This is a genomic window from Pseudomonas sp. UYEF17 (assembly GCF_040546125.1).
Lineage (GTDB): Bacteria > Pseudomonadota > Gammaproteobacteria > Pseudomonadales > Pseudomonadaceae > Aquipseudomonas > Aquipseudomonas putida_Z.
This window is the reverse complement of record NZ_JBEPNE010000006.1, coordinates 284,175-296,321: the sequence shown is the minus strand read 5'-3', so window position 1 is coordinate 296,321 and position 12,147 is coordinate 284,175. Positions and strand designations below refer to the sequence as shown.

Annotated in this window: 10 protein-coding genes; 3 read left to right on the top strand and 7 right to left on the bottom strand. The window is 65.1% G+C overall.

The features are described from left to right. The first annotated feature begins 130 nt into the window (after positions 1-130). Positions 131-1,504, top strand: coding sequence for an MFS transporter (locus ABIB24_RS13005; RefSeq protein WP_025338609.1), 1,374 nt, complete (start codon positions 131-133; stop codon positions 1,502-1,504). A gap of 74 nt (positions 1,505-1,578) precedes the next feature. Here the strand turns inward: ABIB24_RS13005 and ABIB24_RS13000 are convergent, their stop codons facing one another. From ABIB24_RS13000 to ABIB24_RS12980, 5 genes are all read right to left on the bottom strand, one after another. After that, complete coding sequence (locus ABIB24_RS13000; RefSeq protein WP_354316557.1) at positions 1,579-2,991, bottom strand: DOPA decarboxylase; 1,413 nt, start codon at positions 2,989-2,991, stop codon at positions 1,579-1,581. 181 nt (positions 2,992-3,172) lie between these two features. Continuing rightward, complete coding sequence (locus ABIB24_RS12995; RefSeq protein WP_025338607.1) at positions 3,173-4,117, bottom strand: LysR family transcriptional regulator; 945 nt, start codon at positions 4,115-4,117, stop codon at positions 3,173-3,175. Positions 4,118-4,255: 138 nt separating this feature from the next. Further along, positions 4,256-4,966 carry a YebC/PmpR family DNA-binding transcriptional regulator gene (locus ABIB24_RS12990; protein WP_085592727.1) on the bottom strand — a complete coding sequence of 237 codons (711 nt, stop codon included), beginning with the start codon at positions 4,964-4,966 and terminating at the stop codon, positions 4,256-4,258. A 97-nt stretch (positions 4,967-5,063) separates the two neighbouring features. Then, the gene (locus tag ABIB24_RS12985; RefSeq protein ID WP_274079510.1) at positions 5,064-6,455 is read right to left on the bottom strand and encodes an FAD-dependent oxidoreductase; all 1,392 of its coding nucleotides are present in this window, start codon (positions 6,453-6,455) and stop codon (positions 5,064-5,066) included. A 15-nt stretch (positions 6,456-6,470) separates the two neighbouring features. Continuing rightward, positions 6,471-7,787 carry an MFS transporter gene (locus tag ABIB24_RS12980; RefSeq protein ID WP_085592731.1) on the bottom strand — a complete coding sequence of 439 codons (1,317 nt, stop codon included), beginning with the start codon at positions 7,785-7,787 and terminating at the stop codon, positions 6,471-6,473. A 243-nt stretch (positions 7,788-8,030) separates the two neighbouring features. Here ABIB24_RS12980 and ABIB24_RS12975 point away from each other — a divergent pair, with 243 nt between their 5' ends. Both ABIB24_RS12975 and ABIB24_RS12970 read left to right on the top strand, forming a co-directional pair. Beyond that, complete coding sequence (locus tag ABIB24_RS12975; RefSeq protein ID WP_013972053.1) at positions 8,031-8,900, top strand: LysR substrate-binding domain-containing protein; 870 nt, start codon at positions 8,031-8,033, stop codon at positions 8,898-8,900. A gap of 141 nt (positions 8,901-9,041) precedes the next feature. Continuing rightward, complete coding sequence (locus ABIB24_RS12970; RefSeq protein ID WP_137163572.1) at positions 9,042-9,413, top strand: DUF2784 domain-containing protein; 372 nt, start codon at positions 9,042-9,044, stop codon at positions 9,411-9,413. On the opposite strand, the gene tam is transcribed toward ABIB24_RS12970, so the two are convergent. Together tam and ABIB24_RS12960 are read right to left on the bottom strand one after the other, a co-directional pair. After that, on the bottom strand, positions 9,403-10,179 hold the full coding sequence (gene tam / locus ABIB24_RS12965) for a trans-aconitate 2-methyltransferase (RefSeq protein ID WP_085592733.1): 777 nt from the start codon (positions 10,177-10,179) through the stop codon (positions 9,403-9,405). The two genes, ABIB24_RS12970 and tam, sit on opposite strands and share 11 nt — an antisense overlap. A 262-nt stretch (positions 10,180-10,441) precedes the next feature. Continuing rightward, on the bottom strand, positions 10,442-11,851 hold the full coding sequence (locus ABIB24_RS12960; RefSeq protein WP_025338600.1) for an amino acid permease: 1,410 nt from the start codon (positions 11,849-11,851) through the stop codon (positions 10,442-10,444). Between the last annotated feature and the right edge of the window lie 296 nt (positions 11,852-12,147).

Sequence of the window (12,147 nt, the reverse complement as noted above, 5' to 3'; positions counted from 1 at the left end):
TTTAGCGAATTGCCAGCCCACTGGCCCGTGGTCAACATGAACCACAGACGCAGGCACACCGACCCTCGCCTCCTGCCTTGGCGAATCTCCGGCGGAACCTGTGCAAACAACAATAACAACGGAGACAACGATGGCTCACTCCAGCTCTCAAGCCAAGAAAGCGACCGCCAGTGGATGGATAGGCTCGGCACTCGAGTACTACGACTTCTTCATCTACGCCCAGGCCGCTGCGCTGATTTTCCCGCAGATCTTCTTCCCCAACACCGACCCGAAAATGGCCATCATTGCCTCGCTGGCCACCTACGGCGTGGGTTACCTGGCGCGCCCGGTCGGCGCCTTCGTGCTGGGCCACTGGGGTGACACCCGCGGCCGCAAGAACGTACTGCTGCTGTGCATGTTCCTGATGGGCCTGTCGACCATGGCCGTGGGCCTGCTGCCCACCTACCACGACATCGGCCTGCTCGCCCCGGCCTTGCTGGTGGTGCTGCGCCTGATCCAGGGCTTTGCCGTGGCCGGGGAAATCTCCGGTGCCAGTTCGATGATCATGGAGCACGCACCGTTCGGTCGACGGGGCTACTACGCCAGCTTCACCCTGCAAGGCGTGCAGGCTGGCCAGGTGCTGGCGGCGGCAGTGTTCCTGCCACTGGCCTACTTCATGCCCAGCGAAGCCTTCAACGACTGGGGCTGGCGCATTCCATTCCTGATGAGCGCCATCGTGCTGATCGCCGGCTTCATCATTCGCAAGGAAGTGCACGAAACCCCGGCGTTCGTGAAGGAAGAGAAGCAGGACAAAGTCGCCAAGTCGCCGATCAGCGAAGCCTTCCGCCACAGCTGGAAGCACATGGTGCTGGTGATGTTCATGGCCCTGATGAACGTGATCCCGGTAGTCGCCACCATCTTCGGCGCGGCCTACGCGGTGCAGCCAGCCTATGGCATCGGCTTCGACAAGAGCGTGTACCTGTGGATTCCGGTAGTCGGCAACATCGTCGCGGTGCTGGTGATTCCATTTGTCGGCAATCTGTCCGACAAGATCGGCCGTCGCCCGACCATGATCGCCGGTTGCCTGGGCTCGGGCCTGCTGGCTTTCGTCTACCTGTATGCGATCAGCATTCAGAACGTACCGCTGGCGTTCGCCTCTTCCATCGTGATGTGGGGCATGGTGTACCAGGGTTACAACGCGGTGTTCCCAAGCTTCTACCCAGAGCTGTTCCACACCCGCTACCGTGTTTCGGCCATGGCCATCGCGCAGAACATCGGCACCATGCTGACCGCCATGCTGCCGGCGCTGTTCGCCCTGGTAGCCCCGCCTGGTTCGGACAACATTCCGCTGGTGGTCGGTGGCCTGGCGTTCTTCATCACCTGCGTGTGTGCCCTGGCAGCGTACATCGCCCCGGAAACCCATCGCCTGGCGATGGAAGACCTTGGCAACCCCGATGCCAAGCCGATGGACAAGACCGCGTATGAGGCTAGCCGTAAAGGGAGCTTTCAGGCAGTGAGCCACTGACAGATTGCAGGGGCTGCTCTGCAGCCCATTCGCGGGCTTGCCCGCGAATGGGCTGCAACGCGGCCCCGGCAGTTTCAGCCCTTGACCACTTCCTGCAGGCGCGCCCAGAGCTGTTCGACATGCTCTCGCTCGGTCGGCAATGCGCCAATCGACACCCGCACCATCCACCGTCCATCCAGCGTCGCCGGCGTCACATAGGCATCCCCGGACGCGTTCAGCCGTTCGGCCCAGCCCTTGGTATGCGCATCCAGCGCCTCCCCTTCCAGCCCCGCAGGCCGATGGCGAATGCACAACGTCTGCAACTGCACCGGCGCCAGCACCTCCCACTCCGCCGCCGCGCCGATTTGCCCGGCCAGCCACTGGGCATTGTCCAGGTCACGCCGCAGCCGTGCCTGCAACGCCTCGACCCCCTCGCTGCGCAGCATGAACCACAGCTTCAACGCACGGAACCGGCGGCCCAGCGGGATACCCCAGTCACGCAGGTTCTTCACCTCGCCATCCACCGCCGACTGCAGGTAGCTGGGGTTGGTGCTCATGACCCGGATCAGGTGCTGCGGGTCGCGCACGTAGTAGATCGAGCAATCGAAGGCCACACCCAGCCACTTGTGCGCGTTGACCACCAGCGAATCGGCCAGCTCGATGCCGTCCCACATCCAGCGGCACTCCGGCAGGATCATCGCCGAGCCGGCCATGGCCGAGTCCACGTGCAGCCACAGGCCATGGGCCTGGGCGATCTCGCCGATCGGCCGCAGCGGGTCGAGGGCCGTGGTGGCGGTGGTGCCGGTGGTCGCGACCACGGCGCAGGGCTGGTTGCCGGCGGCCAGGTCCTGCTCGATCGCCGCCTGCAGTGCTTCCGGACGCAGGGCATAGCGTTCGTCGGTCGGGATCAGGCGGATGTTGTCGCGGCCAAAACCGGCGAGCAATGCGGCCTTGTCCACCGAGCTGTGGGCATGGGCGCTGACATAGACGATCAGCGGCCTGGCCTGGGCTTGCAGGCCGCCGCGTACCAGTGCGTAGTCGCTGGCGCGTTCCCGCGCGCAGATCAGCGCCACCAGGGTGCTGGTGGATGCGGTGTCCTGGATCACCCCGCTCCATTGGCCAGACAGGCCGAGCAGCTGACGCAGCCAGTCGAGGGTGGTTTCCTCCAGCTCGCTCAGGGCCGGGCTGGACTGCCACGACAGGCCCAGCACGCCCAGGCCAGTGCTGAGGAAGTCACCGAGGACCGACGACAGGGTGCCGTTGGAGGGGAAGTAGCCGTAGAAGTCAGGGTGCTGCCAATGGGAAAGGCCGGGCATGACCAACCGGTTGACGTCGTCGAGGATCGCTGCGAAAGGTTCGCCTTGCCGGGGGGCCTGCGCGGGCAAGGCGGCCTTGAGATAGCCGGGCTCGACCTGGGCCATGACCGGGCGCTCGCCGACGGACTGGCGGTAGTCGGCGATCAGGTCGATCAGTTGGTGGCCGTACTGGCGGAATTGTTCGGGGGTCACCTGGGGTCTCCTGTGGGTGGTTCGCTGCCCGTACTGGCCTCTTCGCGGGTAAACCCGCTCCCACAGGTACTGCATCGTTTGTAGGAGCGGGTTTACCCGCGAAGAGGCCGGTACAGGCAACATAATGCCCCCAGTCTAGGCACCTATCCCCAGGCAAATAACCCCGCCTCGCGCATACCTGCTATGGCAAACCCGCATGCCCGCCCTGCACACCGAACTGCGACTGGCGCCACAACTCGAACACTCGGTTGCGCAACCAGCGGTGTTCGGCCGAGGCCTGCAGGCGCTGGTGCCACACCACCCAGTAGCGCTGGCTGTGGTCGATGAAGCCCAACGGCCGCCAGGCCAGATCATGCAGGCGGCACAGCTGCCGGGCGATGTGCTCGGGCACGGTGGCCAGCGCCTGGCTGTTGGCGATCACCTGCACGGTGGCAGAGAAGAACGGCACTTCCAAACTGACCCGCCGTTGCAGGCCCTGGGCGCGCAAGTGGCGGTCGATGAAGCTGTCCTTGTCGCCTCCACCGGAAATACGCACATGCTTGTGCGCCAGGTAGTCGGCCTGGCTGAGCGCGCCGCGGGCTGCCAGCGGGTGGTCGTGGCGCATCAGGCACACCGCGCGGTCCTCGCCCAACAGGCGCCCGTGCAGGTTGGGTGGCGACTCGTCGAACAAGGTGGTGGCCAGGTCGATCTCGCCGCTGGCCAGCAAGGCGTACTGGCCGGCCTGCCAGGTGCGGTACTCCAGCGATACACCCGGCGCTTCGCGCTCCAGCGCCGCCACCAGCAGCGGCAGCATGTGCTCGGCCACGTAGTCCGAAGCGGCCAGGCAGAAACGCCGCTCGCAGCGCGCCGGGTCGAACACCGCGGGCTGGCGCAGGGCGTGCAGCTCTTCGAGAACCTGGCGCAGGGGTTCGACCAGGGCTTCGGCGTGTTCGCTGAGCACGTAACCGCGGCCCTGGCGTACCAGCAAGGGGTCGTCGAAGGCTTCGCGCAGGTGGGCCAGCTGGCGGCTGAGGGCGGACTGGCTGACGCCTAGGCGCTCGGCGGCGTGGCTGAGGTTCTTCAGCTGCAGCAGGTGGTCGAGGGTGCGCAGGTGGGCGAGGCTGAGGGAGGCGAAAGCGGGGTTCATCGGGGTTCGGCTCCAGACCGCTGGCGAGGGCTTTGCCCTCGTTTCGCGACACAAGGCCGCTCCTACATGGGTCATGCGTTCCCCTGTAGGAGCGGCCTTGCGTCGCGATGGGCCGCAAAGCGGCCCCAGACACGCAGATCAGTCAGTCAGACCAACATAAACGTTCTGCACGTCATCGTTCTCGTCGATGGCTTCGAGGAACGCTTCCACCTCGGCCAGCGCCTCGGCACTCAGGGTGGCCGCGCTCACCGGGTTCTTCGGGGTGTAGCCGATCTTCGCCGAGGTCACGGTGAAGCCATGCTCCGGCAGGGCCTTCTGCACCGCGTCCAGGTCGGTGGTGTCGGTGATGAACAGGGTCGAACCCTCTTCGTCGCCGTCTTCAAAGTCCTGGGCACCGGCTTCGATGGCCGCCATTTCCGGGTCGGCGTCGCCGCTCGGGGTGGCTTCGATCAGGCCGACGTGGTTGAAATCCCAGGCCACCGAACCGCTGGCACCCAGCTGGCCCTTGCGGAACAGCACGCGGATCTGCGCGACGGTGCGGTTGACGTTGTCGGTCAGGCACTCGACGATCAGCGGTACCTGGTGCGGGGCGAAACCTTCGTAGCTTACCGCCGAGTACTGCACGGCATCGCCGTCCAGGCCCGCGCCCTTGCGGATTGCGCGCTCCAGGGTCTCGCGGGTCATCGAGGCCTTCTTGGCCTGCTCGATGGCCAGGCGCAGGCGTGGGTTCATGTCCGGGTCGGCGCCGGACTTGGCGGCGATCTGGATCTCTTTGGACAGCTTGCCCATGATCTTGCCTTTGGCGTTGGCCGCGGCTTCTTTATGTTTGGCTTTCCACTGTGCGCCCATGTCGACTCTCTTGTTTCAGCGGCCGGTTCAGGAAGCGACCGGCCAAAAGTGGGTGCAGTTTATACGCCCTCCGGCCTGTGTTCGACAAGAAATCTCATCAGCCTTTATCGGCCTTGCCCGCCGCCGCGGCAAACCGCGCCAACCGCACATCCAGCCTCCGCGGCCGCTGCCCACGGTCCTCGGCCCGCTCCTTGCGGCGGATGGCATTGCGCACCATCAGCGAACCCAGGTAGCGGATCGGCTCGGGCGGGAACAGTCCCAGCGGCCCCTTGACCAGCGGCGAACGGGTCCATGGGTTGTCCAGCCCCAGCGCCAGCGACGACAGAATCTGCCCGCCCATGTGGCACGGCCCGACGCCGCTGCCGGAGTAACCAAAGCCGTAGAACACGTTGCCCTGCCCGTCCAGCCGGCCAAAGAACGGCAAACCGGTGACCGAGCGGTCGGACGGCCCGTTCCAGCTCGCCGCCAGCGGCACCTCGGCCAGCGCCGGGAAAAACCCGCCCAGGCTTTCACGCAGCAGCGGCCGGTACGGCGACGGCTGGTCGAACACCGGCAGGATGTGCCCGCCATAGGCGAAGGTATTGCCGCCCTTGCCGAGCATCAGCCGACCATCGGAGGTGTTGTGGTAGTAATGCACGAATATCCGCGAATCGAGCACGCTGATGCCGCTGTCCAGGCCGACCTGGTGCAACAACTCGGGGCAAGGTTCGGTGATCACCATGTCGCTGGAAACAATCGCCACGCTGCGCTCGAACTGTGGGAAAGCCCGCGCCATCCAGGCATTCAGGCCCAATACCACGCGGTCGGCGCGCACCGTGCCATGGGCCGTGCGCACCTGCACCGGGGCGCCGTGCTCCAGGCCGGTCATGGCGGTGCCCTCATGGATGCGCACGCCGCGCTGCAAGGCCACCCGGCGCAGGCCGCGCACCAGCTTGCCCGGCTGCACCGTGGCCGCGGCCGGCGAGAACCAGCCTTCCAGGTGCCGCGCCGAACCCGCCAGGCGCTGCACCTGCTGCAGCGGCAGGCGGCGAAACGAATTGATGCCCTTTTGCTCCAGCGCGGCGATCACCGCGTCGGTGGCGCCGACCTGCGCGGTGTTGGTGGCGGTGTACAGCGTGCCGTCCAGGCGGTAGTCGCAATCGATGCCATTGGCCGCGCAGAACGCGCCGATCTCACCGATGCTGCGCTCGGACTCACGCACCAGGCGCACCGCCTCGGCCACCCCGAACAGCCGCTCGAGGGTGAAGTACTTGGCCGACCAGGACAACGCACAGCCACCATTGCGGCCACTGGCACCGGCACCGCAGATATCGGCCTCGATCAGCACGATATCCAGGGCCGGCACCGCTTCCTTGAGCATCAGCGCGGTCCACAGGCCGGTATAGCCGCCGCCGACGATGCACACATCGCAACGGGCATCGCCTTGCAGCGGTGGGCACACCGCCTCTTGCGCCGAATCCAGGGCCTGTTGCAGCCAGAAGGGTCTCATTCGCTCGCTTTCCTTTCAGGTACGCAGTGGCTTGATTGCCATGCTGGTATTCGGGGCCACGTCAGTGCTTTGCGCAGCGCTGGCCGGGCGGCTGTTCCAGTGCGGCAGCAGCACCAGCGCCGAGAACAGCGCGCAGCCGGCGAACACGATGAACACCGTGACACCATCGAAGTACCCCGGCAGCAGCCCGCCCAGCACCGCTCCCACCGAGCCACAGCCGTTGACGAAGCCTGCTGCGGTGGCGCCGGCCTTGGCAGTGCCGAAGTCGATGGCCGCAGCGCCGCTGATCATCGAGTCCGGCCCGTACAGGGTCAGGCCCATGACGAACAGCAGGGCCACCACCAGGATCACGCTGCCGGTGTGCATGGCCGCCATGAACGCCGCCAACGCCACGGTCAGCAACACCAGGCTGATGACACAGGCCGGCATGCGCCGGGCGCCGAACAGCTTGTCGGAGGCCAGGCCGATGATGATCGGGCCGAGCAGCCCGGCCAGTTCGAAGGCTGTCGGGATGATCGCTGCCCCCACCTTGCCCACCGAGGGCATCTGCTCGAAGACGATCACCGGCCCCCACAGCAGGATGGCGTAGCGCGCCGGCTTCAACAGGAAGTACGCCAGCCCCAGGGTCAGCACCGTGCGGTTGCGCATGATCTCCTTCAGCGGCGCCCACACGCTGCACAGGTTGCCGGCCGGGGCCATGCTTTGTGGCTCGGGCTCCACCGCCGGCAGGCCGACGTCTTCAGGCTTGTTGCGCTGCAGGAAGAAGAACAGCACGGCCACCAGCGCCACCACCGCGGCACTGGAGAAGAACGCCGCGTGCCAGGTACCGACCAGGGTATAGGCCCACCAGCCGGCGAACGGTGAGGCCACCAGGCCGCCGAAGGCATAGCAGGAACTCCACAGGCCCAGCACCCGCCCACGCTGCGACGCCGGGAAGAAGCTGCCGATGTTCTTGCACAACCCGGCCCAGCCGGTGGATTGCGCCAGGCCCTGCACCAGCATGCAGGTGGCGAAGATCGGGAAGGTGGCGTAACTGCCCATCACCACCGCCGCAGCAGCAGAAATCAGCAGGCCGCCGAGCACCACCACGCGTGGGCCAAAGCGGTCGGCAAGCATGCCCCAGGTGAACTGGCCCACGGCGTAGGCGGCCAGGTAGATGGCGTCGAGGTTGGCCATGGCGGCCTTGTCGAGCATGAAGTTGGGGTCTTCACCGATGCCCAGCTTGGCCACCGAGAAGGCCTTGCGGGTGAAGTAGAAGGCGGCGTAGGCCAGCCAGGTAATGGCGAAAATCTGGATACGCCAGCGTTTGAACGCGGCTAGGGATTGATTCATGTAAGTCTGACCTCTTGCTTGAGTGTGCCGGCAGAATGTGAAGAAACGCCTGTCTTGTTCTTGTGTTACGCACAGCGATGACGAGGCTGTCATCGGGTCAGATGGCGCCGTGTGGGTGCCATGGCCCTGGCGGCACTTGTGGTACCAGCGTCGGGCTGACATGCATGGAAACAGTTGCGCTAAGATAAATAAAATCGATTTATCGTATTTCACACATAAGCTCAGCTTGTTACTGAGGTCGTCATGTCGGTTTCCCACGCACAACTCAAGGCCTTTCATGCCGTGGCCGTTCACGGAAGCTTTACCCGCGCCGCCGAAAAGCTGTTTCTTACCCAGCCGGCGGTGTCGGACCAGGTGCGCAAACTGGAGGAGCGCTTCGGCGTCTTGCTGTTCCACCGCAACAAGCGTTCGGTGCAGCTCACCGACCTCGGCGAGCGCCTGCTGGGCATCAGCCAGCGCCTGTTCGCCTGCGAGGCCGAAGCCCATGAACTGCTGCAGGATTCGCGTGCGCTGCACACCGGCAGCCTGGTGCTGGCGGTGGATGCGCCGGTGCACGTGCTGCCGCAGATCGCCCGCTTCTGCCAGCGCTACCCGGGCATCCAGGTGAAAATCGAGACCGGCAACACCGACGAGTCGCTGGCCCGGCTGTTCAGCTACCAGGCCGACCTGGCCCTGCTGGGGCGGGACGTCGACGATGAGCGGCTGCACTGCCTGCCGCTGCGCCGCGACCCGATGGTGGCGTTTGTCTCGCACCAGCACCCATGGGCCAGCCGCGGCGCGATCAGCCTGGCGGACCTGGACGATACGCCGCTGGTACTGCGCGAGCCCGGGTCGGTGACGCGGCAGACGCTGGAAGAAGAAATGCAACGAGCCGGGCTGCGGATTCGCCCGGCGATCCAGGTGGAAGGCCGGGAAGCGGCGCGGGAAGCGGTGGTGGTGGGGATTGGTGTGGGGGTGGTGTCGGCGGCGGAGTTTGGTGCGGATGCGCGGGTGTGCGCCTTGCCGATCGTCGATTGCCAGCGGCACCTGACCGAGACACTGGTGTGCCTGAGCGAGCAGCGCACGCGGCGGGTGGTGGCGACCTTCCTGCAGATGGTTGAGGAAGGGTTGTAAGCCTGTGCCGGCCTCTTCGCAGCACAAGGCTGCTCCTACAGAATTATCGCATCCCCCTGTAGGAGCAGCCTTGTGCTGCGAAGAGGCCGGTACAGGCAACCCAACTATGCTGGGATAACCTCAACCCTCGGCACACAACCCATGCTCTACCGCCTTGCCGCCGACACCCTGGTCCTGCTGCACCTGCTCTTCATCCTGCTGGTGCTGTTCGGCGGCCTGCTGGTACTGCGTTGGCGCCCTGCCCTGCTGCTGCACCTGCCGGCGCTGGCCTGGGGCCTGGCGGTGGAATGCCTGCACCTGGGCTGCCCGCTGACCACCTGGGAAAACCGCATGCGCAACGCGGCTGGTGACGCAGGCTACCAGGGCGGCTTCGTCGAGCACTACATCTGGCCGTTGATCTACCCCGCCGGGCTGACACCGCACATCCAGCTGCTGCTGGGCACTTTTGTGCTGCTGCTCAACCTCGGCATCTACAGCTACGTGGCCTGGCGCTGGCGCCGCCCTAGCGGGTAGCGATCACGAACAGCCGCGGGAACGGCAACAGCACCTTGCCATCGGTGGCCGGCGGGTAGTCGCGCTGCATCGCCTGCAGATACATCTGCAGGAAATCCGCCTGCTCCTGCTCCTCCAACCGCCCCAGGTACGGACGCAAGGCCGAACCCTTGAACCATTCCACCACGGCTTCCGCGCCACCGGCCAACGGGTGGTGGTAGGTGGTGCGCCACACATCCACCCGCGCGCACAGCGGGCTGAGCAGGTCGTAGTAGAACGCCGCGCTGTGCCGCGGCGGCAGCTGGAAATCAGCGAACTTCGCCGCCCAGGGGCCCTGGCTGGCGATTTCGCGCAGCTGCCGGTGGGCCGGCTCGTCGAGGTTGTCCGGGGTCTGCACAGCCAGGCTGGCACCTTCGCTCAGCTGGCGCACCAGATGCGGGTACAGCGAGGCGTGGTCGGGTACCCATTGCAGCGAGGCATTGGCCAGGATCAGGTCCTGCGGCTCGGGGGCGGACCAGCCGGCAATGTCACCGACGACAGTGCGCACCCGGGGGATGCACAGCCGTTTACGTTCGCGGGCCTTTTCGATCATGTCCGGGTCACTGTCCAGGGCCGTCACCTGGGCATCCGGGTAACGTTGCAGCAGCACCTCGGTGGAATTGCCAGGGCCACAGCCCAGGTCGGTGGCGTGGCGTACCGGGCGTGGTGGCACAGCGGCGAGCAGATCGCGCACGGCGCGGGTACGCTCGTCTTCGAACAGCGAGTACTGGGTGGCGGACCAGGCCATGTGAAGCTCCTCTGGGCGGGCAATGTGTTCAGCATATGCCATGTAACGGGCTACGCGATCCCTGTAGGAGCGGCCTTGTGTCGCGATCGGGCCGCAAGGCGGCCCCAGCGATAGTCGCAGCAATCGAGAAATCTGGGGCCGCTTTGCGGCCCGATCGCGACACAAGGCCGCTCCTACAACGGTGCACAAGCCGGAACTGGCCCAACAACGCAAAACGGCCGGGTCCCTGAGGGAGCCGGCCGTTTCGAGAAGCGAGTGACGCTTAGTGCTGCTTGCCAGTGCGGATCTGATGCACCACACCCATCGCCACCACGATTGCCGCGGCGATACCGGTGGAGATCACCAGGATCTGGTAGTCAGGCATGAAGGCCATGGTTACCAGGGCGGCCACGATGAACGCGATCACCAGGTAGGTCAGCCATGGGAACAGCCACATCTTCAGGCGTACTTCCTTGCCTTCGGCAATCAGCTTGCGGCGCATGCGCAGCTGCGAGAAGGCAATCACCAGGTACACCAGCAGGGCAATCATGCCGGTGGTGTTCATCAGGGTTTCCAGCACGTCTTTCGGGCGCAGGGTCTCGCTGAAGTTGATCAGCGCACACACCACGGCCACGGCGCACGAACCCATGATCGCGTACACCGGTACACCGGTGCCGGCGCGGGTGATCTTGAAGAACGACGGCGCGTCGCCACGCTGGGCCAGGGAGAACAGCATGCGCGAAGCGGTGTAGTGGCCCGAGATCAGGCAGCTGCTCACCGAGGTCAGCACCACGAAGTTCATCAGCAGCTCGGCATACGGCACGCCCAACAGCTCCAGGGTGCGGCGGTAGGCGCCGTAGCCGGAAACGCCCAGGTGCGGGTCGTTCCACGGTACCAGGCAGACGATCAGGAAGATCGAACCCACGTAGAACAGGCACACACGCCAGACCACCGAGTTGGTCGCCTTGACGATCTGCGCGGCCGGGTCCTTGGCTTCGGAAGCGGCGATGGTGACGATTTCCGCGCCGAGGAAGGCGAACATCACCCCGAGCAAGGCACCAATCACGGTGGTGATGCCATTGGGCATGAAGCCTTCGGCGGTGAGGTGGCTGATGCCACGTACTTCACCGAACTGCCAGATGTTCAGCACGGCAGCGGTACACACGATCAGGAAGCAGACGATCGCGATCACCTTGATCAAGGCGAACCAGAACTCGAACTCGCCGTAGTGCTTGACGTTGAAGAAGTTGACGGTGATCAGCAACAGGGTCGTGGCCAGCACGAACACGTTGACGCTGACGTCGGGGAAGAAACCATGCAGGATCTTGCCCGCCACATAAGCTTCCCAGGCCATGAGGATGACCCAGTACCACCAGTACAGCCAGCCGATGGTGAAACCGGCCCAACGGCCGATGGCGCGATCGGCGTAGGTGGAGAACGAACCGGTGTCTGGCGAGGAAGTCGCCATTTCACCCAGCATGCGCATGATCAGTACCACCAGGATGCCGCCTGCCAGGTAGGCCAGCACAGCGGCTGGGCCGGCGCTGTGAATCACGCTGCCGGAACCTACGAACAAGGCGCCGCCGATAACCCCGGCGATCGACATCATCGTCAGGTGGCGCGACTTGAGCGAGGCACTGAGCTTGCTCTCGTGCCCGCTTTTCGCGGTGGTGGTTGTGGATGTTGCGTCCATCAGTTGTGTACCCCGTGCTTCTTTTTATCCAAGGAAAACTGTGAAACCCCGATGGCTGGCGGTTTCACGTACATCAGTGCTAATGCGCGCAGGATGGTGTGAGCGAACACACGCAGGCCCTCCATGGCGGCCTGCTGACGCGCCCCAGGGCAGGCGCCTGGGGCGAACTGAACATGCTTTAGGTGGCGATATCTGACACCTAATGTAAAAATGTCCGACGCAGAGAGCCATGCACAGTGGCATGAAACTCGCACTGCACTGTACAGGTCGCCCATGCAATACACCTTGCAAACGCC

Coding starts and splice junctions, on each gene's coding strand:
- ABIB24_RS13005 (WP_025338609.1), top strand. CDS start 131: ATGGCTCACTCCAGCTCTCAAGCCAAGAAAGCGACCGCCAGTGGATGG.
- ABIB24_RS12995 (WP_025338607.1), bottom strand. CDS start 4,117: ATGAACCCCGCTTTCGCCTCCCTCAGCCTCGCCCACCTGCGCACCCTC.
- ABIB24_RS12990 (WP_085592727.1), bottom strand. CDS start 4,966: ATGGGCGCACAGTGGAAAGCCAAACATAAAGAAGCCGCGGCCAACGCC.
- ABIB24_RS12985 (WP_274079510.1), bottom strand. CDS start 6,455: ATGAGACCCTTCTGGCTGCAACAGGCCCTGGATTCGGCGCAAGAGGCG.
- ABIB24_RS12980 (WP_085592731.1), bottom strand. CDS start 7,787: ATGAATCAATCCCTAGCCGCGTTCAAACGCTGGCGTATCCAGATTTTC.
- ABIB24_RS12975 (WP_013972053.1), top strand. CDS start 8,031: ATGTCGGTTTCCCACGCACAACTCAAGGCCTTTCATGCCGTGGCCGTT.
- ABIB24_RS12970 (WP_137163572.1), top strand. CDS start 9,042: ATGCTCTACCGCCTTGCCGCCGACACCCTGGTCCTGCTGCACCTGCTC.
- tam (WP_085592733.1), bottom strand. CDS start 10,179: ATGGCCTGGTCCGCCACCCAGTACTCGCTGTTCGAAGACGAGCGTACC.
- ABIB24_RS12960 (WP_025338600.1), bottom strand. CDS start 11,851: ATGGACGCAACATCCACAACCACCACCGCGAAAAGCGGGCACGAGAGC.